The 24,754-nt window shown below is 66.1% G+C and carries 22 protein-coding genes and 1 pseudogene; 13 read left to right on the forward strand and 10 right to left on the reverse strand.

Going from position 1 to position 24,754, the window contains the following annotated elements; all coding sequences use genetic code 11:
• Position 1 precedes the first annotated feature (1 nt).
• Positions 2–1,495, reverse strand: coding sequence for an NAD-dependent succinate-semialdehyde dehydrogenase (locus AC4D2R_RS01410; protein WP_490936746.1), 1,494 nt, complete (start codon positions 1,493–1,495; stop codon positions 2–4).
• Positions 1,496–1,616: 121 nt separating this feature from the next.
• Here AC4D2R_RS01410 and AC4D2R_RS01415 point away from each other — a divergent pair, with 121 nt between their 5' ends.
• Together AC4D2R_RS01415 and AC4D2R_RS01420 are read left to right on the forward strand one after the other, a co-directional pair.
• Positions 1,617–2,309 (forward strand): GntR family transcriptional regulator, encoded by a 693-nt coding sequence (locus tag AC4D2R_RS01415; protein WP_490936748.1) that lies wholly within the window; start codon positions 1,617–1,619, stop codon positions 2,307–2,309.
• Between the two features lie 111 nt (positions 2,310–2,420).
• A complete protein-coding gene (locus AC4D2R_RS01420) occupies positions 2,421–4,136 on the forward strand; it encodes a sigma-54-dependent Fis family transcriptional regulator (RefSeq protein ID WP_490936750.1) in 1,716 nt (571 codons plus the stop codon).
• Positions 4,137–4,162: 26 nt separating this feature from the next.
• On the opposite strand, the gene AC4D2R_RS01425 is transcribed toward AC4D2R_RS01420, so the two are convergent.
• Complete coding sequence (locus AC4D2R_RS01425; RefSeq protein WP_490936752.1) at positions 4,163–4,570, reverse strand: four-helix bundle copper-binding protein; 408 nt, start codon at positions 4,568–4,570, stop codon at positions 4,163–4,165.
• A gap of 121 nt (positions 4,571–4,691) precedes the next feature.
• On the reverse strand, positions 4,692–5,510 hold the full coding sequence (locus tag AC4D2R_RS01430) for a sigma-70 family RNA polymerase sigma factor (RefSeq protein ID WP_490936754.1): 819 nt from the start codon (positions 5,508–5,510) through the stop codon (positions 4,692–4,694).
• Positions 5,511–5,849: 339 nt separating this feature from the next.
• Between AC4D2R_RS01430 and AC4D2R_RS01435 the strand changes: the two genes are divergently transcribed.
• The gene (locus AC4D2R_RS01435) at positions 5,850–7,439 is read left to right on the forward strand and encodes an isochorismatase family protein (protein WP_490936756.1); all 1,590 of its coding nucleotides are present in this window, start codon (positions 5,850–5,852) and stop codon (positions 7,437–7,439) included.
• Here AC4D2R_RS01435 and AC4D2R_RS01440 read toward each other — a convergent pair.
• The 3 genes from AC4D2R_RS01440 to AC4D2R_RS01450 form a co-directional block, all read right to left on the reverse strand.
• Positions 7,404–8,912 carry an aromatic amino acid lyase gene (locus AC4D2R_RS01440; protein ID WP_490936758.1) on the reverse strand — a complete coding sequence of 503 codons (1,509 nt, stop codon included), beginning with the start codon at positions 8,910–8,912 and terminating at the stop codon, positions 7,404–7,406. The two genes, AC4D2R_RS01435 and AC4D2R_RS01440, sit on opposite strands and share 36 nt — an antisense overlap.
• A gap of 53 nt (positions 8,913–8,965) precedes the next feature.
• Complete coding sequence (locus tag AC4D2R_RS01445) at positions 8,966–9,454, reverse strand: hypothetical protein (protein ID WP_490936760.1); 489 nt, start codon at positions 9,452–9,454, stop codon at positions 8,966–8,968.
• 97 nt (positions 9,455–9,551) lie between these two features.
• On the reverse strand, positions 9,552–10,250 hold the full coding sequence (locus tag AC4D2R_RS01450; RefSeq protein ID WP_490936762.1) for a TetR/AcrR family transcriptional regulator: 699 nt from the start codon (positions 10,248–10,250) through the stop codon (positions 9,552–9,554).
• Positions 10,251–10,337: 87 nt separating this feature from the next.
• Between AC4D2R_RS01450 and AC4D2R_RS01455 the strand changes: the two genes are divergently transcribed.
• Positions 10,338–11,123: a DUF4386 domain-containing protein gene (locus AC4D2R_RS01455; RefSeq protein ID WP_490936764.1), complete on the forward strand. Its 786-nt coding sequence runs from the start codon at positions 10,338–10,340 to the stop codon at positions 11,121–11,123.
• Between the two features lie 31 nt (positions 11,124–11,154).
• Here AC4D2R_RS01455 and AC4D2R_RS01460 read toward each other — a convergent pair whose 3' ends face one another.
• Entirely contained in the window at positions 11,155–11,805 is a 651-nt protein-coding gene (locus AC4D2R_RS01460; RefSeq protein WP_490936766.1) for an FMN-binding negative transcriptional regulator, read from the reverse strand.
• 118 nt (positions 11,806–11,923) lie between these two features.
• Between AC4D2R_RS01460 and AC4D2R_RS01465 the strand changes: the two genes are divergently transcribed.
• The gene (locus tag AC4D2R_RS01465; RefSeq protein ID WP_490936768.1) at positions 11,924–12,085 is read left to right on the forward strand and encodes a hypothetical protein; all 162 of its coding nucleotides are present in this window, start codon (positions 11,924–11,926) and stop codon (positions 12,083–12,085) included.
• Positions 12,086–12,130: 45 nt separating this feature from the next.
• Positions 12,131–12,445: pseudogene (locus tag AC4D2R_RS01470) on the forward strand (GNAT family N-acetyltransferase); the annotation flags it as partial.
• A gap of 30 nt (positions 12,446–12,475) precedes the next feature.
• On the opposite strand, the gene AC4D2R_RS01475 reads toward AC4D2R_RS01470, so the two are convergent.
• Positions 12,476–12,691 carry a hypothetical protein gene (locus AC4D2R_RS01475; protein ID WP_490936770.1) on the reverse strand — a complete coding sequence of 72 codons (216 nt, stop codon included), beginning with the start codon at positions 12,689–12,691 and terminating at the stop codon, positions 12,476–12,478.
• 444 nt (positions 12,692–13,135) lie between these two features.
• On the opposite strand from AC4D2R_RS01475, the gene AC4D2R_RS01480 reads away from it, so the two are divergent.
• Positions 13,136–13,957 (forward strand): GAF domain-containing protein, encoded by an 822-nt coding sequence (locus AC4D2R_RS01480; protein WP_490936772.1) that lies wholly within the window; start codon positions 13,136–13,138, stop codon positions 13,955–13,957.
• Between the two features lie 19 nt (positions 13,958–13,976).
• Here the strand turns inward: AC4D2R_RS01480 and nhaA are convergent, their stop codons facing one another.
• Together nhaA and AC4D2R_RS01490 are read right to left on the reverse strand one after the other, a co-directional pair.
• Positions 13,977–15,383 (reverse strand): Na+/H+ antiporter NhaA, encoded by a 1,407-nt coding sequence (gene nhaA / locus AC4D2R_RS01485; protein WP_490936774.1) that lies wholly within the window; start codon positions 15,381–15,383, stop codon positions 13,977–13,979.
• A 236-nt stretch (positions 15,384–15,619) separates the two neighbouring features.
• Positions 15,620–17,455 carry an immune inhibitor A domain-containing protein gene (locus tag AC4D2R_RS01490; protein ID WP_490936776.1) on the reverse strand — a complete coding sequence of 612 codons (1,836 nt, stop codon included), beginning with the start codon at positions 17,453–17,455 and terminating at the stop codon, positions 15,620–15,622.
• 268 nt (positions 17,456–17,723) lie between these two features.
• Here AC4D2R_RS01490 and AC4D2R_RS01495 point away from each other — a divergent pair, with 268 nt between their 5' ends.
• The 6 genes from AC4D2R_RS01495 to AC4D2R_RS01520 all read left to right on the forward strand — a co-directional run bounded on the left by AC4D2R_RS01495 (position 17,724) and on the right by AC4D2R_RS01520 (position 24,750).
• Positions 17,724–19,184 (forward strand): protein adenylyltransferase SelO, encoded by a 1,461-nt coding sequence (locus AC4D2R_RS01495; protein ID WP_490936778.1) that lies wholly within the window; start codon positions 17,724–17,726, stop codon positions 19,182–19,184.
• A 290-nt stretch (positions 19,185–19,474) separates the two neighbouring features.
• Positions 19,475–19,879, forward strand: coding sequence for a RidA family protein (locus AC4D2R_RS01500; protein ID WP_490901058.1), 405 nt, complete (start codon positions 19,475–19,477; stop codon positions 19,877–19,879).
• Between the two features lie 297 nt (positions 19,880–20,176).
• Positions 20,177–21,310 carry a glycosyltransferase family 4 protein gene (locus AC4D2R_RS01505; RefSeq protein WP_490936780.1) on the forward strand — a complete coding sequence of 378 codons (1,134 nt, stop codon included), beginning with the start codon at positions 20,177–20,179 and terminating at the stop codon, positions 21,308–21,310.
• Positions 21,311–21,326: 16 nt separating this feature from the next.
• Complete coding sequence (locus AC4D2R_RS01510) at positions 21,327–22,682, forward strand: UDP-glucose dehydrogenase family protein (protein WP_490936782.1); 1,356 nt, start codon at positions 21,327–21,329, stop codon at positions 22,680–22,682.
• Positions 22,683–22,699: 17 nt separating this feature from the next.
• Entirely contained in the window at positions 22,700–23,506 is an 807-nt protein-coding gene (locus tag AC4D2R_RS01515) for an SGNH/GDSL hydrolase family protein (RefSeq protein ID WP_490936784.1), read from the forward strand.
• A gap of 143 nt (positions 23,507–23,649) precedes the next feature.
• Positions 23,650–24,750 carry a hypothetical protein gene (locus tag AC4D2R_RS01520; RefSeq protein ID WP_490936786.1) on the forward strand — a complete coding sequence of 367 codons (1,101 nt, stop codon included), beginning with the start codon at positions 23,650–23,652 and terminating at the stop codon, positions 24,748–24,750.
• The last annotated feature ends 4 nt before the right edge of the window (positions 24,751–24,754 follow it).

The raw sequence follows: 24,754 nt of genomic DNA on the forward strand, positions 1-24,754 counted from the left end.
CTTACTCAAGTCCTTTGGTCTCATCGACGGTGATGGCGAGGTATTTGGGTTCCAGGTATTCGTAGATTGCGTCGTGTCCGCCCTCCCGGCCAAGGCCCGAGGCCTTCACGCCGCCGAAGGCCGCGGCAGGATCTGCCATGATGCCGCGATTGATCCCGACCATCCCCGAGTCGAGGTTCTCACTCACGGCAAGGGCACGGGAGAGGTCCCGGGTGAAGACGTAGGCGGCGAGGCCGTAGCGGGTGTCATTCGCCACCTGAACCGCCTCCGCCGTCGAGTCGACGGTGTAGATTGTGGCGATTGGAGCGAACAGTTCCTGGTTGCAGACCTCGTTGTTCCGGTCGTTCACCTTGAAGACGGTCGGCTGGTAGAAGTACCCGCTGCCCTCCACAGCGGAGCCACCGGTCAGCAGTTCGGCGTCAATGCCCTTCAGCGACTCAACGAGGCCCGCCACGGTGTCGCGCTGCTTCGCGGAGATGATCGGACCCACCTCCGTGCCTTCCTCGAAACCGTCGCCGACACGGAGCTTCTCCGTCAGGGCAACGAACTTTCGGGTGAATTCCTCGGCCACCGCGGAGTGGACGATGATCCGGTTCGCCGCAACGCACGCCTGGCCCGCATTGCGGAACTTGCTGAGGATCGCCTGCTGGGCTGCCAGGTCGATGTCGGCGTCATCGAGGACGACAAACGGCCCGTCGCCGCCGAGCTCCATCGAGGCATTCACGATTCCCGGAGCGGCCTGCTGCAGCAGGGTGCTGCCGACGCCGGTTGAGCCGGTGAAGCTGACCTTGCGCAGCCGCGGGTCGGCCATCACGGCAGCCGACACGTCCGCAGAACGGGTGGTGTGGAGGAGGTTGACGACGCCCGGCGGGAACCCGGCGTCGTGAAGCGCCTCAACGAAGAGGGCGCAGGTCAGCGGGGTTTCCTTCGCCGACTTCACCACAACAGTGCACCCGGCCGCCAGTGCGGCGCCGGCCTTGCGGGCAATCATCAGCAGCGGGAAGTTCCACGGGGTGATGAGCAGGCTCGGCCCGACCGGCTGGTAGGTGGTGACGATGCGGTATCCGCCCGGGGAACCCGAGGCGTAGGTGCCATGCAGGTGTGCCACCTGCTCGGCGTACCAGAGGAAGAAGTCGGCCGAGAGCTGGAATTCGCTGCGCGCCTCGGCGAGCGGCTTGCCGCTCTCGAGCGTCATGGTCTCAGTGATCGCGTCGGACCGGCTGAGCAGCAGCGCATGGGCGCGGTGGAACAGGTTGGCCCGCTCCCGGGGAGCGACCCGGCGCCAGGCGTCCTGGGCCCCGGCCGCGGCGTCGAGGGCGGCCAGTGCCTCCGCCTCTCCGCCGTCGGAAACCGAGGCGATCACAGCGCCGGTGGAGGGATTGACGACGTCGAACGCGGAGGCCGTATTCCGCCAGGTGCCGCCGGTGTACAGACCCACCGGAATCGTATGACCGCGCAGCGTCACCGTGCCCTCGATACTCGTCAACGTCGTCATTTTCTGGTCCTCTCGCCGGTCTGAATCGTCGGGTAATCTCGTATTAGCGTACGATCGCAACCCGGCCGCGAGGCCCGGATGCGTCAAGTTGAGACAGTCAATTTCCCGGGGGCAATAGCCAATGAATACGAACTCCAAAGTCGAACGCCACGCCGCTCCGTTGCGCCAGCAGGTGGTGCGCCTGCTGCGCGAGGACATCCTCGAGGGCGTGCTGCCGCCTGGCGACCGGCTCCTTGAAAGCGCCCTCTGCGAGTCCTACGGCGTCTCACGCACCGTCATCCGCGAAGCACTGCGCCAGCTCGAGACCGAAAGCCTGATCACGATGGTCCCCAACCGCGGGCCGATCGTCACGGTGCTCTCCCAGCGGGACATCGAGTCCCTCTACGAGGTGCGCCGTTCGCTTGAGGGGCTGGCCGGTGAACTGTTTGCCCGCAATGCCACAACCGGCCAGGCCGCGGAGATGATGGCCCTCATCGATTCAATGGATTCGAGTTACCTCCACGGATCGGTCGCGTCACGGGAAGCAAGCAAGGAAAAGTTCTACGCGCTGCTGCTTGAGGGCGCCGGAAACCCGGTACTGGAGAACAGCCTCCGGGGCATCCACACACGGATCGGGCTGTTCCGGCGCTACGCCTTCATCGACGAACACCGCGTGGCGATCTCGATGCAGGAACTGCGCCGTATCGTTCGGGCGGCGGCCGTGGAGCGCGACCCGGACACGGCGCGGGCGGCGTGTGAGCACCACATTCAGCTGGCCGGCGAACTGGCGGTGCTCGAGTACTCGAAACGCCTCGGGGCCCACGTCCCGGTATAGCGCTAATACGATATTACTAGTAGTCTCTCAGCACTAACGGTCCAACGGTTCTCAACGACGAGACGCACAGCATCGGCGGTTGAGGACGAGGGCAGAGCCTAGGAGTACATCGTGCCCACGGATTTCGACGCCAGAGTGCAAGAGGTCAAACACGCCCCACCAACGGCGGGGCATTTCCCCGGCCTGAGTCCGGAGCTCATCAAGTCGTGGCAGCGATCCCAGGCGGCGCTGGGAGTGCCGGAAAACATCCGGGATGTACCCCAGGTGCCCGAGGACCTCCTCGATACCCACCTGCTCGACATGTTCCAGGCACCGCTGACGCGGGTCTCGGATGACCTCAACGGAACCGGCCTCGGCCTGCTCCTTGCCGACGCGCAGGGCCGGATCCTTCAGCGCTGGTCCCACGACCACGACGCCCTTGACTACCTCGACAAGCTCGGAACCGTGCGCGGCGCGGTGCTCTCCGAAGACGCGGTCGGCACCAACGGGGTCGGGACGGTCATTGCGACAGGCAGGAGCGTACAGATCACCGGGACCGAGCATTTCGCCGACTTCTACAGCAACGCGGTCTGCACCGGCGCCCCGGTACGGCACCCCCTCACCGGCAAGCTCCTGGCCGTGGTCACCATCTCCAGCGGTCTCACCTCGCGCAGCGGACTGCTCAAACCCCTCATCAACTCGGTCACCACCCAACTCGAACAACAGGTGCTCGATGTCGAGCAGCCAGCGGCCCGCAGGATGCTTGCCACCTTCCTCGAGCGGACGCGTTCGCATGCCGGCCCCGTCGTGGCCTTCGGTCCGCAGGGCCTGGTCATGCAGAGCAAGGAGGCGGGGCGCCTGACCGTCGCCGACCTCGACCTCATCCAAGGAAATGTGGAGCAACGCCGGAGCGGGAGCTTCCTCCTTGAGCTCTCAACCGGCATGGTCAACCTGAAGGTAACGGCGCTCGATCAGGGGGCGGGAACGATCGTGGTGCTCGACCGCGAGCGCAGGACCGCCGCGGTCAACCCCGGGCCGCCCCGCCCGCAGCTCATCGGGCGCTCCCCCGAGTGGCTCTCGGCCGTTCACCAGGTTGCCCGCCACCGCGAATCGCGCCGCCCGCTCATCATCGCCGGCGAGCCGGGGACGGGCAAGGCTTCCCTGGCGTTGGGGCTTCCGTTCCGTCCCGGAACCTCACACGCCCAGTCGATGGTCACCGACGCCGCCGAACGCCACCTGCTCGGCAGCAGGAAGTGGCTGTGCAAGCTGGCGGACCGGCTCGCCTCGGCCGCTCCGGTCACGGTGCGCGGCATCGAGACGCTCGATGCCCATTCACTCGACGGGATGAAGTCGGTCCTGGAAAACGCCTCGGGCCACGGGCCCGTGCTCCTGACGCTTTCGGCCGGTTCGCAGGAGGAAGCGGACGCGCTGGGAGGCAGGCTGGGCCTTCCACTGGTATGGGTCCCCCCGCTGCGCGACCGGACCAGCGACCTTCCCGCCCTGTGGCACGTCTTCGCCGAACGGATTGCCCCAGGCACCCGGCTGGAGCTGCGGCCGGAGACGCTTGAGGTCCTGAAGGGCTACCGCTGGCCGGGGAACCTGAAGGAGCTTCGAGGCACTTTGGAACACCTCTCGATCACCGGGAAGCGCGGTGCCGTTCTTCCCGGCGACCTGCCCCCGGCGATGCAGGGTGCCCGTTCGCTGTCGATGATTGAGCGGGTTGAACTGGAGGCGATCCGCAAGGCCCTGCAGGAGGCCCACGGCAACCGCTCGAAGGCGGCGGAAATCCTAGGGCTTTCCCGCGCGACGGTGTACCGGAAGATGAAGGCGTACCGGCTCACCGCCTAGCTGCAGGCCGGTCAGCCGGGCGCTACTCAGCCAAGGGAAGCGATGAGGTCCGCGCAGGCCTGTTCGCAGCGGCGGCACGCCTCTGCGCAGACCCGACAATGCTCGTGCATCTCCGCGTGGCTGTCGCATTCGTCGCCGCAGGCCTTGCAGGCAGTACGGCACGCCTCGAGGACGCTTCTTGTCACGTTCGCGTCGTACCCGGTGTGGCGGGAGAGGACCTTCCCGGTTGCGGCGCAGACGTCGGCGCAGTCGAGGTTCGTGCGGATGCATTTGGTCAGGTGGGCCACCATGTCCTCGCTCAGGCAAGCATCAGCGCAGGCGGTACACGTCTGTGCGCAGTCGAAGCAGGCGTCAATGCAGGCCAGGAGCTTTTCCCGGTCGATCGTGCCGAGGTCTTGAGGGTAGGTGCCGAGCATCGCTGCTGCGTGAGTCACTGTCTTCTCCTTCGTCCCTGAGCGTTGGATGGTACGGCGGCCCGACTGCCGCCTCCCTCGACCGTACGCGCGGCAGGTACCGGCGGACCAGCAGGAAAATTCGGAACGAGGCGGCCGAGGGTCACGCCACGGCGGCGACCCTCGGGATTTCCCTTGCCCCAGCCCGGGTGAATCCTCCCTGGGTGAGTGTGGCAAGGGAACCGATGTAGGCGCTGCGCCGGGCCGGTGAGATGCGCGATTCAGGTTGTGCCTGCGCCGCCTGCTGGTCTGCATAGACAGCCGCCAGGCCGTCGCGCAGCAGCCGGATGGCCTCGGCGCGCTGCTGGGAAACGGCGGAGTGGGTGGAGCCGAACTCGGCGGCCAGTTCCTTGACCGTGCGGTCCTGAAAATAGGTGGCCTTGATGATGTACCGCATCCGTTCGGGCAACGCTTCGACCGCGGCGCGCAGGTACTGCCCCTGTTCGGCCACCAGGAGCGATTCCTCAGGTGTCTCAATCGCCGCCGCCGGGATGTCGGCGAGCGTTTCATCAAGTGTGGAAACCGTGCGGGAGGCATCGGCGAGAATCGCAGCGGCGGCATCCCGGCCGACCCCGAGGGCCTCGGCGACCTCTTCAAGGGTCGGGGTGCGGCCCAGGGTTCCCGTCAGCGCTTCGGACACCGCAAGGGCTGCCTTGATCTTCCGCCGGGTGTCCCTGCTCGCCCAGTCGGAGGCCCGCATGTCATCAGCGAACGCACCGAGGATCCGGCGGCGGGCGAACGCCCCGAAAGGGACTCCGAATTCGGCGTTGAACGACTGTGCCGCCGTCACCAGAGCAAGTGCGCCCGCCGCCGCCAGGTCATCACGGGAAAGGTGGGGTGCCTTCGCGCAGATTTCGGAGACGAGGTAGCCCACCAACGGAAGGTTCTCGAGAACGAGTCCATTGCGTTCTTCACGGTTCAACGTCGACTACCCCCTAGAGATGGACCGGCCCGACGGGCGGCCTGTGCTTCCTGTCCGGGGAGACCGCGGATCCGGACCGATGTGGCCGACCCGCCGGTTTCCCGGTTTTCACAACGCTAACCTCCCGAATCGGGCCTATTTCGGCAATGGGAAAAATGTGGGTCATTCCTCGGCAGAATCTGCGGTGATCATGCGCCTATCCTTGGACTTTCTCTCCGGTGCCCACCGAAATCTGCGCCGGCGTCCGCGCCCCGGGGTTGGTACCGACGGGTATGCCGAAGCACCGGGCGGCATGCCAGGGCTACCGGAAAGCGTGAAGACACGGAGTAGGGTGCGGTCATGGACCAGCTTTCATCGCCTGCAGAAGCCGTCGCCTCCCGGACGACGGCCCTCATCATCGTTGACGTCCAGCAGGGTTTCAACGACGCCGCGTGGTGGGGGCCGCGGGACAATCCGGCATGCGAAGCGAACATCGCAGCCCTCCTCGATGAGTGGCGGCGGACCGGGCGTCCTGTCGTTTTCGTCAAGCACGCCTCAACCAACCCCGCCTCCCCCCTGCACCCCGGCAACCCGGGCCACGACTTCAAGCCGATCATCAGCGGCCGCCCGGACCTGCTGGTCACCAAGACCGTCAACTCAAGCTTCCTGGGGACCCCCGACCTCCACGCCTGGCTGACCGCGCAGAAGATTGGCGCCGTCGTCGTCTGCGGCATCACAACAAATCACTGCTGCGAGACCACCGCGCGGATGGGCGGCAACCTTGGCTACGAGGTGTACTTCCCAACCGATGCGACCCACACCTTCGACCGGACCGGCATCGACGGGCAGACCGTCGCTGCCGCGGATCTCGCGCGCATCACAGGAGTGAACCTGCACGGCGAGTTCGCCACGGTTGTCCGCACCGCGGACCTTCTCGGCACAGCCCCGCGGCCCGGGCAGCCCGCCCAGCTCGGTCGCGTCGCCCCGGGCGCCCGCGTGGATCCGAATATCTCCACCTTCGGAGACCTTCCGCGGGCCGAGTTTGGGTTCCCCGGCCCGCTCCGGGACAGGCTCGTTGACGCCGTCCTCAGTGGAAGCAAGACCACGACGACGTCGACAGTCGCCGAATACGGGATTGAGGATGATCCACTTCCCCGCGTCGGGGCCCGCCAGCTCCTTGTGAACTCATCCAATGAACCGGTGGCGGTGATCGAAACGGTGAGGGTCGAGCAGGTTCCGTTGGGCAAAGTGCCCTGGGAACACGTCCGGGACGAGGGTGAAGGGCATTCATCGATTGAGGAGTGGCGGGCGGCCCATGAAGAGTTCTGGCACAGTGCCGAGATGCGCGGCTTCCTCGGCGACCCGGGTTTCACAGTTTCCGACGAGACATTGGTGGTCCTTGAACGGTTCCGCCTGGTTCAGATGACTTCGAAAGCTCTGCGGCCCCACCTCACTCTCCGTCCGATGCCGGCCGAGAGGCTTGCCCCCTGGATCGACACCAGCATGAGCACCTACATCGAGGAGCGGATGAAGGCCGGCGAGTCATTGAGCGAGGCAGGGGAGAATGCTGAACGTTCGTTCGCGATGTACTTCCCCAACGGAAGCCCCGCCCCACTGCACCAGGTCTTCGACCTGATGCTTGGCGGATCCCCGGTGGGATATTTGTGGATTGGCCCCACCGAGTCGGATGCGACGGCGTGGTGGATATACGACATTGCCGTAGAGGAATCATTCCGGCACCAGGGACTGGGCCGTGAGGCAATGCTCCTGGCCGAGCAGGAAGCGCAGCGGCTCGGTGCCTCCTCCCTGGGACTCAACGTGTTCGGCCACAACAAGAATGCGCAGCGCCTTTACGAAAAGCTGGGCTACGCGGCGACTGCCACACAGATGAAAAAGCTCCTCCCCGCCGGGGAGCTATCCGCCGCTTCCTCCGATGTCGACCCCGGATAGGGAATGTTGGTCGAGCGATCCCCCTGCGAGTGGGGTTGCCGAAACCAGCTCTTCCGCCTCCTGCAGCTCGTTCCGGAGATCACGGTCGCCCGCGTCATAGGGGCGGGCGAAACGCTCAGCCAGGACCGTCCGGACAGCGGGGTGCCCGAAGCTGTCCGCGCTCGCACCCTGCAGGCGCAGCGCGCGGGTTGCACAAAGGAACTCCACGCCCACGAGCGTCCGCAGCGCCAGGGCGGTGGACGTAAGCTGTTCGACGGCGAGGTTGGCGAAGCTGGCGTCCTCTTCGGCACCCAGCGACAACACGACGGTCTGGAGGCTGGCGGGGTGGGCATTGGCCCGGATCCGTCCTGTTGCCGCGGCGGCCACGTATTCGAGCATCATTACCCCGGACGCTCCGTTCCCAGCCGAAGCCAGGAACCGTTCGAGCCCCGTATACGCGGGATCATTGAGGAGGCTGATGCGCCGCAGGGTGAGAGCGGTGGCGGCACCCACGGCGACTCCCACGCCATCCACCCGTTGAGCCAGGTTCATCGCGTGGAACAGGCCGTTATGGGAAACGTCGCCGCTGCCCGCGCCGTCACGACCCCAGTGAACGAGCGGGTTCTCCAAGGTCCCGGCGGCGAGTTTCTCCACAAGTTCCTCCAGTGCCACCAGTTCCTCAAACTGGGAACCGAGGCTTTGGGGAAGGGCTCGCAGGCAGTAAGGGTCCTGGATCCGCGCAGGAGCCTTGGTTCCTTCGGTGAGTGCGGTCAGCGCCTGGGCGGCATCCGCCGAATACGGGCCGGTCATGGCTGCGGTGACCGGTGCTGACCACGCTTCCCTGTTGCCCCGAAGCGCAAGGGAGGACAACGCCCCCGTGACGACGAGGTTGGAGAGAAGCACGCGCACCCGCCGGGCTGCCAGCGCGGCCTGGGCGATTGTCAGCGCATTCGAACTGATGAAGGGCAGCGCATCGTCGACCTTCCAGCCCTGCAGCGGTCTCCTCAGGATTCCTGCCTTCGGCGCTCGTTCGCCCAACAGCGTCAGCGCTGTGCCGGCCAACGCGGGGAGGTCGCCGGTGCCGATGCCGCCGAACACCCGGACCTCCGGTAGAACGTTTTCATTGAGGAGATCGAGGAGGGCGGCAGGAATCGCGGGGTCGATGCCGGATCCGCCGGCAGCCAGCTGGGATGCGCGGACCACAAGCATTGCCCTCACCGTCTCGTCGTCCACCACGCTGCCGGAGTCGGCCGCGTGGCTGCGGAGCAGATTGAGGCCCTGGGCGGAGTCGGCGCCATCGAGCGAGACGGAGCGGTTGGCACCGACGCCGGTGGTCCGCCCGTAAACCGGCCTGTGCTGCACGGCCGCCGCCGCCGCTTCGTATGAATGGCGCAGGCGTGCGATGGCGGCTTCGGTGAACATCACCGGTTCCCGCTTCAGTGCAACCGCTTCAATATCCCCAAGGGGCAGGCGCGTGCCGTTGACCTGAATCAACGTCGTCTCCTTTGGACAGTGATTCATTCCGCCGGCCGCGTGGACCGGCGGCTCTAGGAACCGATATCGAGGGTGATCGTGTTGGACTCGAACGGGCCGCCGCACTCCTCCGTTCCCCCGACCCTCGTCCACTGGAGCGCGAACTGGTCCTCGGCTAGGACGGCGTCTTCCGTATCGAGCGCCCGCGCGGTCACGCGGTTGGGAAGTGTCCCGTAAACGTGGATTACCCAGGAGTCCTCGTCCAGCTGCGCGGCCTCCCCGAACGGGGACGAATCGGGAGGCGGTGTCGGAGCGGCACTGTTGACGGGCATGAACACGTGTGCGGTGGATGCCCCGCCGCCTGCGGAGGCCCTCCGGCCCAGCACCGAAGTACAGCCGGCGTCGGAGCACACCTCAACGGTGTGGACGCGCTGCACCGCCCCGGACAGTTCCACCGGAATGGTCGACGAATACGCAATCGCCGGGCAGGCCACCGGGCCTGAGCAGCCGCTCAGCGCTTGAGCGGCGACAATACAGACGCCGGCCATCCCCCAGGTTCGCATAGGGTCATCATCCCCGATCCGACCGATAATCGCACCGGCTCGTTCAGCGCGCTGGCCGCCTCAGGCGCTCAGACCGGCCCGCAGCGTTTCGGATCCATCAGGCCCGTTCCTCGAGCCGGAGCCCGGTGAGCCCGTCAAGTACCCGGCGGAGCCCCCAAAGGTACTGTTCCGTGGAAACGTACCGGGCCATGGTGTCTGCTGCGGCGGCAGATAAGGGATAGCTGCGCGCCGGGATGGCGGAGAACCCGGCATGGCGGGCCGCAATATGCTCGGCTTCCGGGGGCGCCACGCGGGTATCACCCAGTTCTGCCACTTCAAGGGCGATGGCGCCGAAGACGTAAACGATCAGCAGGTAGGTGCCCTTAGCCGCATCAGTGGGGCTAAGCCCGGCAGCAGTCAGGACTTCGAGAAGCAGTTCGTTGAGGGCCAGAGCGCTGGGCCCGTCCATGGGGCCACCGATCATCAGGTTCACCGCCCCGGGATGAGCCGTCAACTGTTCCCGCAACTCCAGGGCGAGGTGTTCGACCCGCGAGGTCCATAAAAGGTCCCGGTCCGCTGCCACTGCGTGGTCAACCTGCCCGAGCAGGTATTCGACTACGGCTTTCACCACCGCCGCCTTGTCGGGAAAGTAGGTATACACCGCGTTCGGGGCGACACCCACCTTCGCGGCGATGCCACGGATGGATGCCGCAGTTGTACCGCCCTCATCCAGGAGGCTCAGCGCAGCCTTCAGGATCTCGTCCTCTGTCAAAGTCCTGCGCGGACCGCGGCGGGGGGTCCGGCTTGTCGACGTCATGCTGGCCTTCCTCTGGTGCTTTTTCTCTGTACGACGTACAGTATTTGTACATTGTACAACATTCCTTCTCGAGAAAGCCGATCTGCCATGGAAACCACCAGGGACGCGAACGTGCGGCACATGACCGGAATGTTGTTCGTGGTGAGCGCCGTCGCGTTTGCCGCGGCCGCCACGGTCCTCGCGATGACCTTCGACTGGCCGGATGTGCTCCCGGAACCGGGAAGCGTGGTGCTGCCGGCTTTCAGCGCCGGGGGCCCGGGATTGATCTGGACCTGGTTCGGAACCGCCTGGACCTACGGACTACTCGCCGTGCCGGTGCTTCTGCTGCCTGCAGCGCTGAGCCTGCGCGAGAACCCAGTGGTGCGGGTGGCTACCTTCGCGGGAGCCGCTTCGGTGCTCCTGTCGCTGATCGGATTCCTCCGCTGGGTCTTCGTTGTTCCGCAGCTGTCACGGGCCTACATCGCCGGCGACGCCCAGACCCGGGCCGCCGTGGAGGCCGCCTGGACTGCCCAGCACCAATTCGGCGGGGCGCTCCTGGGCGAACACCTGGGTCAGCTGCTCATCATAGGGTGGTCGGTGGCGCTCAGCCTCGTCATCCTGCGCACCGCAGTCCTGCCGCGATGGCTTGGCGGCGCAGGCCTCTTGGTGAGCACCGTCTATCTCCTCAACCAGGGTGATATCCTCGCAACCGCCATCCCGGGCTTCCCGGTCTGGGACCTCGCCGGCCTGCTCGGCAGCACCGGATGGGGACTCTGGGTGGCCGCGCTGGGCATCTGCCTCCTGCGTCCGCTCCGCCGGACAGGCCCCCAGGATGCCGCCCACGCGCTCATCCCCGCACGAGCCCGGCCGGTCTCGTCCGGGACGAGCAACTGAACACGGAGAGCAGCATCTACTCCCCTGGACCCTATGCGCGGCCCGGCTGCCGCCCTGACCGTTCAGGTCTCGCCCGCGCGACGTCCGCGGCGCTTTTTGCCTGGCCGCTGGCGTGAAGGCCTTCAACGACGCCGTCGATGTCGGCATCGGGTCGGTTCTGGCTGAGTTTGGTCTTCGCCTCGACCCTGCTGATGAGCAGCTCAACCCCCACGATCGCGCGCAGCTGGCCCGTGATGTACCGCTCCGGCGCATCGTCCACCATCCAGGGCCGCCCCGACCGGGCCTCATTGAGGTCGGTCAGGCGCCTGACATGGTTTCCAAGCCAAACCGGGTCGTCGTGGATTACGAGGCTGCCGTACACGTGGGCCGTTGAGTAGTTCCACGTCGGGACAACGCGTCCGTGTTCTGCCTTCGATGGGTACCAGGTCGGTGAGATGTAGGCGTCAGCACCCTGGATGATCGCCAAGGCTTCTCCGGTCGCGGGCTCCGACCACTGCGGGTTGTTCCGGGCCAGGTGGGCGTGCAGGGCCCCGTGTTCACCGATCGATGGATCGTAGAGGAAGGGCAGCAGTGTTGCCAGCAGGCCCTTCGGGGTCATGGTTATTAGGTTCGCCGCGGCTGGGCGGGTAAGAAGATCGTGCACCACGCCCGGGCCGGCGGCAAAGTGCGCTGGTGTGTACATGGACTTCTCCCTTTCGTTGATGAAGGGTGCTCCACGACAGTGTCTCACCGGACGGAAACCCGCGCAGCAGAGGCCTGTGCCGGACTCGTCCTGGTGCGACGGCGGCCATACTTGGGATATGAACCTGCCGTGCTGCGAGGCGATCCTTTCTGAGCGGCTGCTTCTTGAGCCGCTTGCGGCCGCACACGCGGCTGAGATGGCTGAGGTCCTGGCCCGTCCCTCCCTGTATGAGTACATGGGCGGCGAAGCGCCCTCCATGGAGCAGCTCCACCGCCGGTAGTCGGCGCAGGTCGCAGGGCGGCCCGAGGACGGTTCACAGGGCTGGTTCAACTGGATTGTGCGCCTTCACAGCGAAGGAACCGCTGTCGGGTTTGTTCAGGCCACAGTCCAGCAGAGACGCGCCGGCCTTGAAGCGATGATCGCCTGGGTGATCTCTCCTGCCTATCAGCGGCAGGGACTCGCTTCCGAAGCAACCGCAGCGATGATCGCCCGGTTGCGAACGCAAGGTGTCCGCACCTGCTCGGCCTACATCCACCCAGACCATGAGGCGTCGATTGGAGTGGCCCGACGGCAAGGTTTACACCCGACCGACCTTTTTGAGGAAGGGGAAATCCGTTGGGAGTCCGGGAGTACCTCCTAGATCCAGTGGTTCCGCCCGCGGTTGCTCCGCCTAGGGAGCGACCTGGCTGACCGCCGCCTGGAACAACGCCACGAGCGTCGGACCGGAGACGGCGAGCATTCCCGCCACGAGAACCGCCGACATGAGGGTGATCATCACCCACCCCGGGACATCGCCGCGCTCGGGATCATCGTCACCGGTGAGGGCGAACAGCGCTGCCAGCCGGGCGATGAAGACCACCCCGTGTCCACCGATTGTCTTTCGCATATCCGTTCCTTTCCTTTGAGACGCCCACATCCGAGGTTGAACAGTGCGGGACCGGGGAATGCAGCGAACATTCGTGTGGAAGGACATTCCCGTGTCCAGAGCGGGGCCGAAGTGCCGGTGCTGCCGCTGCGCCTGCAGCGATCCGGGAATGACGACGTTCTCGCCGCCTGAGACGCTCCTCATATCCATGGGAGTCCCGCCCGTCATCCTCGACCCAATAGGAAACATGACGGCCCGGAGGACTGCGGCCGCCGTGGCGCCGCTCCTCATCCGCCTCAAGAAAAGTATGTGCTGGCAACGAAGCACCGGATCTACCCGATTTCGCCTCAAACCCACTGGTCTTTTTACCCGCCCCCTTGACCCCGGCACCCGGATATTGCATGCGCACACCGAGCCGGGGCGGTTATGGTTAGAGCTTGTACAAAAGGGAGGTTCGACGACTTCATGATGGAACCCCACGTCCAGCAGTGGTCCACCGTGCAGGCCGCAACCCAGGGCGCACTCAGCGTCGCTGAGGTATGGATGAATCACATCAGCATGGGTGGAATGTGCGATGAACTCGAAGTCGCAGGCTACCTGCACGGCCTGCTGCTCGTTGATGGCCTTCAGAGGGATATGATCGCCCATGCCGTGAACGAGTTGCTCGACGATCTGGCGTCCCCCGCGCGGCGGGCGGCGTACTCGACGGACGTTGTCTCGAAGGCCTCGGGCTACCCCGAGACGGCCTTCAATACGCTCGGGTGCTGCACGGACGAGCAGATAACCCGGTTCACGTCAGAAGCGCGCGGCCTCATGAACCCGGAAGAATATGAAGCCCGCAGGCTCGATTCACTGCACCAGACCGGCCTCTTCGGCTCGGCCAATGAGGAACGCTTCGACCAGATCACCCGTCAGGCCACAGAACTGTTCCACGTCAGTTCCTCCTCCATTGCGCTCATCGGCAAGGACCGGCAGTTCATCAAGTCGCTCAGCGGGCCGATCGGGCAGAACGTTCCCCGCGCGATTTCCTTCTGCAATGAGACCATTCGCGCTGATGGCTGCATGGTCGTGACCGATGCTCTTCACGACGATCGCTTCAGCCATAACCGGCTTGTCCTGGAACTGCCCCACATCCGTTTCTACGCCGGTTTCCCCCTGGTAGGGCCGGGCGGCTGGCGAATCGGCACCCTGTGCATTATTGACGACAAGCCCCGTGCATTCACTGAGCGGGACGAACAAGTTCTCCTGGGTCTCGCCCGCCAGGCACAAAAAGAAGTGGCGACTTAGCAGCGATCCTCTTCCGAAGTTACTGATGCCTCGGGTTCCCGGCTGGGGAACCGGGATCGACGGCGTCCGGCCCGCCCACGGGTTGCCCGTCCGTGGACTGCTGGTACACATCGGGTATCCCGTCCCGATCGGCGTCAACTTCCTCTTCGGCCTCAATGCGCCGGTAATGCCTGTTGCGTGCACGCAGGATGATTGAGGCCAACAGTGCGGCAACCAGTGATGCGGCGAGAATGCCGACCTTGGCACTGTCGTTGGTCTCCGGATCGGCCGCAAAGCTGAGATCGGCGATGAGCAGCGACACGGTGAAACCGATACCGGCCAGCAGCGCCACACCGATCAGGTCAATCCATCGCAAAGCCGGGTCGAGCCGCACAGGGGTGATTTTCGTGAGCAGCCAGGTGATGCCGGCGATCCCGATCGGCTTACCCACAACGAGTCCGGCTACGATGCCCACGGCGACGGGGTCGGTGAGCGCCGCCCCGAGCCCGGCGAGCCCTCCGACGGCCACGCCGGCGGAGAAGAACGCGAAGACGGGGACGGCGAATCCGGCGGACAACGGGCGGAAGCGGTGCTCGAATGTCTCGGCCAATCCCGGCCCGGCGCCGGGCCCTCCGCTGGCCCGGCTGCGGGCAACGGGGACGGCGAACCCAAGGAGCACCCCGGCCACGGTGGCGTGGATCCCACCGGCGTGGACCAAAGCCCACACGATGAAGCCGATCGGCAGCAGGATGAGCCATGCCGCCGCCGGCTTAATGCCGAAGAACCGGGTGTATTTCTGCGCCAGCACGATGTACAGGGCCAGCGGAATGAGCGCCAGGAGCAGGGGGGTGGGATGGAGGTCCCCCGAATAGAAGATCGCGATGATGGAGATCGCAATCAGGTCATCCACGACCGCCAGGGTGAGCAGGAAGATGCGCAGGGCGCTGGGCAGGTGGGATCCGACAATCGCGAGGACGGCGACCGCGAAGGCAATGTCGGTGGCGGTGGGAATGGCCCAACCGCCAAGGGTCTCCGGGCTGGCAAGGTTCACGGCCACATACACCAGGGCGGGAACGATGACGCCGCCCACCGCGGCGGCGACGGGCACCACGGCCCTGTTGAAGCTGCGGAGGTCGCCGGCCACGAACTCCCTCTTGAGCTCAAGGCCCACGAGGAAGAAGAAGATGGCGAGCAGACCATCGGCGGCCCACGCGCCGAGGCTCAGGTCCAGATGCCACGGCTCATATCCGATGCGCAGGTCCCGCAGGGCGAAGTAGCTGTCCGCTGCCGGGGAGTTGGCCCAGATGATCGCGATGGCGGCCGCGACGACGAGCAGGATCCCCCCGACCGTCTCCTTTCGGAGGATCTCCCCGATGCGCAGTTTCTCTGCGTAGGTGCCGCGTGCAAGAACCGCGGTTTCCGGGTGGAATGGGGAATTCTCTTTCAAAGTGCGCTCCTGAATCGTCGCTCGACAATTAAACTGCCGACCAGACTTCCCGGCACACCACCCCCAATCCTAGCCGACCCTTCGCGCCGACCGCGCGTTCGTCGCGAAACTCCCCGTACTTGGTCGCGATCCCCGTGAGCCCGCCGGCATGGGTATAGGGCTTCCGCATCGGGCATTCCCAGGCTGGCGGAGGGGCAGAGAGATTCCTCCCGGCCCCTCCGCCCGCAACGCGGGTGCTACTTCACCCGAAGCGTCATGAAACCGCCCGGGTTCGACTGCAAAACTTCGATTCGGGTACCTGTTCCGGCCACGACGACGGAGCCCTGCGGGTTGGCGGCGTCGTAGTAGGCATTCGGGTTGGTGTCGTCGAAGACGGCGACTCCGGGCTGGGACGGCGCGGTGAGCGTCGTCATGCCGGTCGCCAGTTGGCGGTGCAGGCTCAGCGGGTCGGTTGGCTGCTTGCCGAAGGTGGCGTCGTAGCTCTGGATCCGGTTCCGCACAACGGTGCCGTCGGACCAGGTCAGGGCCTTCGGATGGGCATCGACCGGCAGGGCGAGCCCGGCCCCCGGGTGCTGGCGGGTGTTGTTGTTGCGCTGGGCCGTGTTCCAGTAAGTGATGCTCAGGCCGTCCTGGTACGGGAAGTGCTCAACCGTGTCCGGCGCCGTCAGACTCCAGCCGAAGTTGTATGGTCCCGTGGCCAGGGTCGCGTCGTAGCCACCGTACTGGCGGTTCTCCGCGAGGTAGAAGCGGCTCTTGCCCTCGGCATCCTTGGGAAGGTTAACGACGACGGCCTGAGGGGCCTTGGTCGCGTGGTAGGACGGTCCGATGGTATGCACCGAGGCCTCACCGGCCGTTGCGACGTCGTAGTCAAGCCAACCGAGCTGCAGCTTCTCCCACGCACCCATGTGGTTCGGGGTGGTGCCGATCGATTCCTTCCCGTGCCCGAGCCATGAGCCGGAGCTCATGAGCGTCCAGAAGCCGGTGCCGTTCTCGCCGCCGCTGGTGTCGTAGAGGTCGGGCAGGCCGAGGTCGTGGCCGTACTCGTGCGCGAAGACGCCCAGGCCGCCGTTTTCGGGTTCGGTGGTGTAGTCGCGGATCCAGATGTTGGAGTTGCCGATCTTGATGCCGCCGTAGGGGTTGGCGGCGGGGCCCGAGGTGCCCCGGCCGGCCTGGCCGACGGACCAGCGGTGCGACCAGATGGCCGAGGACGGCGCTCCGGCCTCCTCGCCCTCGCCGGCGTGGATTGCCTGGAAGTGGTCGATGTAACCGTCGGCTTCGTCGAAGTCGCCGTCCTTGTCGAAGTCGTAGCGGTCCCACTCGTCGAAGGAGCCGAGGTACGCGTCGATTTGCGCGGGAGTCTTCCCGGCGGCGAGCTGCGAGTCGTACCAGGCGTTGGCGGTGTCCTGGACGAAGCGGGTCATGTCCGCCTGGCTCTCGGTTTCACCGTAGCTGGCCGAGTTGTAGGGCACGGTCACCCAGTCGCTGACGTCACCGTCGACCGTGTAGCGGCCGCTGGACATTTCTTCGTAGAGGCCTTTGAGGGATTCGCCTTCCGGGCTGAAGAACATGTCGAGGTAGTGCGCGCGGTCGAAGTTGGGCGACCAGTAGGTTGAGTTGTCCACCGCACGGTTCGGTTCCCTGATGGTGTTCCGCTTGGGCCCGGGCGCGGAGGCCGGATAGCGCGGGTCCACCTGGTCGCCGAAGTCGACGAGGAACGAGAGGATCCGGTCCGTATCTTCAAGCCCGTATTCGGCCCACTGGCCGGGCGCGACCTGCACGGCCCTGGAGCCGTTGCGGTCCTCTACCCGTGCGGCGCCGGAGATGACCTTTTCCACGGCCTGCTGGTTGAGGACCCGGCGCTCCTCGGCGGCGGGATCGGATCGGTCGTCGGCCTTTGCGGCCGCTCCTTCGGCGCTCGGTGACGCGGTGGAGGAGGAGGCGGAGGTTGCGGCGGGTGAGACCGGGGCAGCGCCGGGGGTCGCGTTGGTGCCCGCGGGGGTAAGAACGACGGCGCCGGTTACGGCGAGCGCGATCGCGCACCGCAGCCCCCGGGTGCGAGTGGTGAGGTTCAACTGTTCTCCTTAGTGAAAATTTCCCAGCTAGAGCAAGACACCCTTGGATGAGGGCCAGTTGTTGCGAACGTGGTGCCTGAAGCGCCCGTTCTGCGAGGGACAGTAGCACCGGGCTGGGACGGTTTCCGGGCCTATTTCGAACAGTGACCACTTTTCGTGGGGGACCTAGTGGAAACGCGGCTGAGTTCGTATAGTGCCCGTCGGCGGAACGGCCGCAAGTATTTTCTCGAGGTGTCACCGGGCGCTGCTCCGGACGTACTGTTGATAAATGAGCGTGCCAACCCACAAAAAGATCACCTTCGAGGGCCGCTTCGCCCAGGAACTCCCGGAGATGGCCATCCCCTGGCAGGCGGAGGAAGTTCCCGAGCCGCGGCTGCTTGTGCTCAATGAGCCGTTGGCCCGCGGGCTGGGGCTGGACCCCGACACGTTGCGACTGCCGGAGGGACTGGCATTCCTGATTGGCAATTCGATCCCCGATGGTGCAACTCCTGTGGCGCAGGCGTATGCCGGCCACCAGTTCGGCACCTACAATCCGCGGCTCGGAGACGGGCGGGCCCTCCTGTTGGGCGAAATTCCCGACGCCGAGGGCCGTCTTCGCGACGTGCACCTCAAAGGTTCAGGGCGCACACCCTTCGCCCGCGGGGGCGACGGCCTGGCCGTGGTCGGACCGATGCTGCGGGAGTACATCGTGGCCGAGGCGATGCACGCCCTGGGCATCCCCACCACGCGCTCCCTCGCCGTCGTGGCCACCGGGAAGCCGGTCCGCCGCGAGACGATGCTCCCGGGAGCGGTGCTGACCCGCGTGGCGAGCAGCCACCTGCGCGTTGGCAGTTTCGAATACGCTGCGGCAACCGGGAACGCCGACCTGCTGCGCCGGCTGGCCGACCACGCCATCGACCGCCACTATCCTGAGGCGGCGCGGGCCGACAATGCCTACCTTTCACTGTTCCAATCGGTTGTGGCCGCGCAGGCGTCGCTTGTTGCCCAGTGGATGCTCGTGGGTTTCATCCACGGCGTCATGAACACGGACAACATGACCATTTCGGGCGAGACCATCGACTATGGACCCTGCGCGTTCATCGACACCTTCGACCCGGCCACGGTGTACAGCTCGATCGACCATGGCGGACGCTATGCCTACGGCAACCAGCCGCTCGTGGCGGAGTGGAACCTTGCCCGGTTGGCCGAGACCCTCCTGCCCCTCATCCATGCTGACCAGGAGCGGGCCGTGGAATTCGCGGTCGAGTCCCTCGGCGCATTCCGCAGCCAGTACAGCGCTGCCTGGCTTGCGGGGATGAAGTCCAAGCTCGGGCTGCCCGGCATCGACGACGAAGCGGCGCACCCATTTGTGAACGAGCTGCTCACCCTGATGCAGGAGGGCCGCGTCGACTACACGTCGTTCTTCCGGAGCCTCGGAGCCGCGGGCGGAAACGACGGCGAATCCGCCCGGAACCTGTTCACCAACCGGACGGGGTTCGATCCCTGGTTAGAGCGCTGGCGGGCTTTGGGCCCGGACGCCGAGGTGATGGCCCGGGTGAACCCCGTCTACATTCCGCGCAACCACCTCGTTGAGGAGGTCCTGGCCGCTGCAACCGAAGGTGACTTGGATCCCCTCACGCGCCTGGTTGAGGTGCTGGCTGCCCCATACGAGGAGCGCCCCGGTTTGGAGCGCTATGCCGCCGGCGCTCCTGAGGACTTCGGTTTCTACCGGACCTTCTGCGGCACCTGAGCCTCCGCGCTGAGCAGGTTTCTGCCTGTCGCATGCACTGACTGACTCGGCACGGCGCTGATTGCACGAGACCGAAGCGCCGCAGGGCCGGGTTCCGGGCCGCGGGCTTCGCTGTCCACTTCACATTCGTTCCGGTAATCCACATTCCTTTTGTGGAGCGCGGGCCGCGCCTATCGTGGATTCATCGGGCTATGGCTGAAACACGCACGGCCATCTGGGGGTGCCTGGCGCGGACCTCAGCCGGCTCTGTGGTCCTTACCTTTTACCTTCACAGTCAGACGGGAAATGAGATGGACAACACGGATTCGGTTTTCAGTTTCGGACTCCCTTGGGAAGACGCCTTTGGGTACTGCCAGGGACGCAGAGTCGGAACCTTCCTGAGGATATCCGGCCAGCTCTCCCACGATTTGGAAGGCAACTTCCTGCACGCCGGAGACTTCGAACAGCAGGTCCGCGCAACGTTCGACAATCTGGACCGGGTCCTCGCGCACTTCAATGCCAGGCGCAGCCAGATCGTTGAAACAAATGTGTTCGTGCGGGATCTTTCGGAGCACTTTTCCGAATTTGCAGCGATCCACAAGGAGTATTTCGGGGACCACCGGCCCACGGGCAACATCTTCGGAGTCGTTGGACTGGCGCTGCCGGACCAATTGGTGGAAATCGCCGCCCACGTGGACCTCACACTGGAAGGTTAGGAGAACCGGAGCTGCCAGCAGCGCTCCGAGTACCGGCCCCGCGAGGTAGGGCCAGAGTGAGGTGAAGGACCCGGTGACAATGCCGGGCCCGAGGCGGTCTCGGTCCGGACGTAGCCGATGCTGACCGCCACGGGCCCTGTGCTCGCAGCGAAGATAACCGATGCCAGGGCCCCACCGAGGAACTGGGCCGCGACGTATCCTGCCCGCGCCCACACCGCGCCTTCTATTCACTGAGCCTTTCGCCGGACGTCACCTTGAGGACGCCCCGGATCAGTGGACGGATGGAACGGTGATGGGGTGAGGATCGCGATTGTCGCTGAAACATTCCTGCCCGCCTTCAACGGGGTGACGCACTCCGTGCAGAAGATGCTTGAACACTTCGCCCTGCGGGGCGATCAGGTGCTGGTGATTGCACCGGGCGGCCCCGGCACCGCGGAACCGACCCACGAGGACGGCGGTGCCCCGGTCCGGCGGCTTCCTTCGGTTCCGCTGGCAGGCTACGGCAGCGTCCGCATTGCCGTCGGTGGTGTCGCCCGGGTCAGGGGGATACTTGCCGATTTCGCCCCGGACGTCGTTCACCTCGCTTCCCCGTTCGAACTTGGCTGGCGGGCCGTGCGGGCCGCGGCCCAACTGGGCATACCGGTCGTAGCGGTCTATCAGACGGATGTTCCCGGCTATGCGGCCAGGTACGGGCTGCCGTTCCTGGAGAACTGGGCCTGGCAGCGGGTCGAGAACATCCACGGCGGTGCAGCCCGCACCCTGGCGCCCTCCACCTCCGCCGTCAATCAGCTCCAGCTGCGCGGCATCCCGAGGGTGCAGCTGTGGCGCCGGGGAGTCGACACGGGCCGGTTCCGCCCGTCGCGGCGCAGCCCGGCCCTGCGGGCGCGGATCGCCCCCAACGGGGAGAAGCTCATCGGGTACGTGGGACGGCTTGCACTGGAAAAGCAGGTGGAGGACCTGCGCGTCCTTGCGGACATTAAGGACACCCGCCTCGTCGTGATCGGTGAGGGACCTCAGCGGCCGGCCCTTGAAGCGGCACTGCCGAACGCCCATTTCACTGGTTTCCTCTCCGGGAACGCCCTGGCAACCGCAGTGGCCAGTCTCGACCTCTTCGTTCATCCCGGCGAGCTGGAAACGTTCTGCCAGACAATCCAGGAAGCAATGGCCTCGGCCGTTCCGGTGGTTGCGGTGGGCAGGGGCGGGCCGGTGGACCTCGTTGAAAGTTCGCGCACTGGCTGGTTGTACGACCCCGGCGACCTCCAGCAGCTGCGCAGCCGGGTCCTTGACCTGATCGGAGACGACGCAAAGCGCGCCGCGTTTGCCGCTGCCGCCTCCGAAAGCGTGAAGGGGCGCACCTGGCCGGTGCTCTGCGAACTGCTCATCCGGCACTACGACGAAGCCATCCACGACCACGCACTGCTCCGCCTCTGATCCGTTAGGGAACATCATGAAGATTTCTGTCATTGGGTGCGGCTACCTTGGCGCCGTCCACGCGGCCGCGCTGTCCTCCCTCGGCCACACCGTCACCGGGGTCGACACCGATCCCGCACGGGCGGACCAGCTCTCGGTCGGCGCCGTCCCCTTCTATGAGCCGGGACTCGAAACGCTCCTCGCAGCCGGTCTCAGGGAAGGCACGCTGCGGTTTACCTCCGACATCGGGGAGGCCGCCGACGCCGACCTTCACTTCATCTGTGTGGGCACGCCTCAGGAAAAAACCACGCAGCGCGCCGACCTGACCTACGTCGTCTCGGCGGTCGAGGCGTTGTCCCATCACCTCCGCCCGGGTACCACCGTTGTAGGCAAGTCAACGGTTCCTGCGGGGACCAGCACCGCGTTGACCCGCCTGCTCGAGGGCACCGGTGCGGACCTCGCGTGGAACCCGGAGTTCCTCCGGCAGGGCACGGCCGTCCAGGACTCTTTGCAGCCGGACCGCCTGGTCTACGGCGTGCCGGAGGGACGAGCCGGAATGCGGGCGGCCCGCGCCCTCGATGAGGTCTACGCACCCCTGCTTCATGCAGGGGTGCCGCGACTCGTCACAGGACTGGCGACGGCGGAACTGACGAAATCCGCAGCCAACGCCTTCCTTGCCCTCAAAATCTCCTACCTCAACGGCATCGCCGAACTGTGCGGAAATGTCGGCGCCGACGTGGTCGACCTCAGCCGGGCGCTCGGCCTGGACCCGCGGATCGGTTCGAGGTACCTGAACTCCGGGGCAGGTTTTGGGGGCGGGTGCCTCCCCAAGGACATCCGCTCGCTCCGGGCGCAGGCCCTCGACTCCGGCGCCCCGTCGCTGGGGAACCTCCTGGAACTGGTCGACACAATGAACAGCGAAGCCCGGCAACGGATCCACCAAACGGCGGTGGAGATGTGCGGCGGGGAACTGGCGGGGCGCCGGATCACCGTCCTGGGAGCCGCATTCAAGCCTGACACCGACGACATCCGCGACTCCCCCGCCATCGACATCGCCCTGAGGCTTGCCCTCGCCGGGGCCGATGTCACGGTGACCGATCCGCGGGCCGCCGCCCATGCGTGGCTGCACTACCCGCAGCTGCGTTTCGTGGAGGACACCGTGACGGCGCTGCGCGGAGCCGAACTGACCGTCCTGCTGACCGAGTGGAAGGAATTCCGCTCCCTCCAGCCGCACGCGGTGTCTTCCCTGGTGACCCGGCGGGCCCTCCTTGACGGACGCAACGCCCTGGACCCGGACCAGTGGCGATCGGCAGGGTGGGAATACCGGGGCGTCGGCCGCGGGCAGTGGACGGTGCCCTCCGCGGCCCGCTCCCGCTCGGGATCCGTGCCCTGACCCCGCCACCCCGAAGCGTGAGGCCCGCCGCCGGACGGTACGTCGCCCTCGGTGATTCCTTCACCGAGGGCGTGGGCGACCCGAACAAACACCTGCCCAACGGCGTACGCGGCTGGGCCGACCGGGTGGCCGAGAGACTCGCGAAGGCCGACCCGGGCTGGGAGTACGCCAACCTTGCCATCCGCAGCAAGCGCCTGCGGCACATCGCAGCCGAGCAGCTTCCCTCCGCACTGGCCCTGAAGCCGACCCTGATCACCCTCTACGCAGGAGGGAATGACGTCATGGATGCCGGGACGAACGTCACCGAACTGCTCCGGGCGTACGAGGAACTCGTTGCGCCGCTTGCTGCAACCGGCGCAACACTGCTGCTCTTTACCGGCTACGACGTCGAGGTCACGCCCGCGCTGCGGGTGCTCCGGAAACGCAACCACGCCTACAACGATGGCGTGCGGGACATCGCCCAACGCTATGGGGCGGTGCTGGTCGACTACTGGGCCATGGACGCCTACCGGGACCGCCGCATGTGGGCATCCGACCGCCTCCACATGTCGAAGGCCGGGCACAAATACATGGCCTCCCAGGTCCTCGACCGCCTCGGCGTGGCGCACTCGCTGAAACTCAAGCAGTGGGAGCCCGCCCCGCCCCGGACACTTCGGGAATGGGAACGGACACAACGCCAATGGGTCCACGAGTGGGTACTGCCGCTTGCCCACCGGAAGATCCGCAGGGTCACCTTGGGCGATGACCTGCAGCCCCGCTGGCCCGCACCGGTGGTCGTGCCCCCGCACGGCGGCCTGCGACGGCTTGTGAAATCCGGGAAGTAACGGTGCCGGACAGATGACGCCTGCTGTTCAGTTCGGCGTCACGCACGTGTCCGCCGCTGTTCGTTCGACCTTGGAACCCTGAGGGTGCCCGCTTCCGCCGTGGCGGCGGGCCGATCCTGCCCGTACCTCCCAGGAGACCGCCGATGAGTTCCGTCCTGTACGCCCCGCCCCGGTCCCTCGTTCCTGCGTCCGCCCCGGCGCCGTCGCGGACTCTGCCGCCGCGCATCGACAGCGGCCCCTGGCAGACGGGGCACGTGCAGGGCATCGCCGTCGACCAGGAGAAGGGCTTCGTCTACTTTTCCTTCACCACGATGTTGGTCAAGACGGACCTGCGGGGCGCCGTGGTCGGCTCGGTCACCGGGTTTACCGGGCACCTCGGCGACGTGGATTTCAACCCCGGCGACGGGCGGGTGTACGGCTCCCTCGAGTACAAGGCGGAGGCGTCGTTCCATGTGGCGGTCTTCGACGTGGACAGGATCACGCGCAGCAACCTGGACGCGGAAACCGACGGGGTGCTCACCACTGTGTGCCTGAAGGAGGTGGGGAACGACTTCACCGCAGCGGTCGGCGGAGACGGGGGCACCCGCAGGCACAGGTACGGTTGCAGCGGCATTGACGGGATTTCATTCGGTCCCACCCCGGGCGATCCGACAGGTCCGTGGCGGCTGATGGTCGCCTACGGCATCTACTCCGATACGCACCGGACCGATAACGACTATCAGGTGCTTCTCCAGTACGACACCGCGCGGTGGCGGGAGTACGAGAGGCCGCTGTATCAATCGCGGCCGCACTCCAGCGGCCCGGCCGCACCGGACAACAAGTTCTTCGTCTTCACCGGAAACACCCGCTTCGGCGTACAGAACCTCAAGTACGACTCCCACACCGGGCACTGGTTCATGGGCGTCTACCGGGGCGCCAAGGAAGCCTTCCCGAACTACCCCCTGTTCCTCATCGACGGCACCCACCCGCCTGTCAAAACACCCCTTCGGGGGCAGTCGGAGCCGGAGTGGGGAAAGGTGCTGCAACTGCACCGGGGCGGCTTGCACGACGCGGCTTCCGGGATACACGGTTGGGAACTGACCGCCGACGTCGGCATCGCGGCGCTCGGGGGCGGGTACTACTACCTCTCGGAGCAGGGGACCGCATCGGCGTCCGGCCGTCCGGGGCACACCAGCACCCTTCGGCTCCACCGGTGGACCGGCGGGGTTCCGGCACCGATGGAGCCGGTGCTGGAAGGGGTTTGACGGA

The sequence above is a fragment of the Arthrobacter sp. TJ-217 genome (assembly GCF_058269255.1).

Coding starts and splice junctions, on each gene's coding strand:
- AC4D2R_RS01410 (WP_490936746.1), bottom strand. CDS start 1,495: ATGACGACGTTGACGAGTATCGAGGGCACGGTGACGCTGCGCGGTCAT.
- AC4D2R_RS01415 (WP_490936748.1), top strand. CDS start 1,617: ATGAATACGAACTCCAAAGTCGAACGCCACGCCGCTCCGTTGCGCCAG.
- AC4D2R_RS01435 (WP_490936756.1), top strand. CDS start 5,850: ATGGACCAGCTTTCATCGCCTGCAGAAGCCGTCGCCTCCCGGACGACG.
- AC4D2R_RS01445 (WP_490936760.1), bottom strand. CDS start 9,454: ATGCGAACCTGGGGGATGGCCGGCGTCTGTATTGTCGCCGCTCAAGCG.
- AC4D2R_RS01450 (WP_490936762.1), bottom strand. CDS start 10,250: ATGACGTCGACAAGCCGGACCCCCCGCCGCGGTCCGCGCAGGACTTTG.
- AC4D2R_RS01455 (WP_490936764.1), top strand. CDS start 10,338: ATGGAAACCACCAGGGACGCGAACGTGCGGCACATGACCGGAATGTTG.
- AC4D2R_RS01460 (WP_490936766.1), bottom strand. CDS start 11,805: ATGTACACACCAGCGCACTTTGCCGCCGGCCCGGGCGTGGTGCACGAT.
- AC4D2R_RS01465 (WP_490936768.1), top strand. CDS start 11,924: ATGAACCTGCCGTGCTGCGAGGCGATCCTTTCTGAGCGGCTGCTTCTT.
- AC4D2R_RS01475 (WP_490936770.1), bottom strand. CDS start 12,691: ATGCGAAAGACAATCGGTGGACACGGGGTGGTCTTCATCGCCCGGCTG.
- AC4D2R_RS01480 (WP_490936772.1), top strand. CDS start 13,136: ATGATGGAACCCCACGTCCAGCAGTGGTCCACCGTGCAGGCCGCAACC.
- AC4D2R_RS01495 (WP_490936778.1), top strand. CDS start 17,724: ATGAGCGTGCCAACCCACAAAAAGATCACCTTCGAGGGCCGCTTCGCC.
- AC4D2R_RS01500 (WP_490901058.1), top strand. CDS start 19,475: ATGGACAACACGGATTCGGTTTTCAGTTTCGGACTCCCTTGGGAAGAC.
- AC4D2R_RS01510 (WP_490936782.1), top strand. CDS start 21,327: ATGAAGATTTCTGTCATTGGGTGCGGCTACCTTGGCGCCGTCCACGCG.
- AC4D2R_RS01520 (WP_490936786.1), top strand. CDS start 23,650: ATGAGTTCCGTCCTGTACGCCCCGCCCCGGTCCCTCGTTCCTGCGTCC.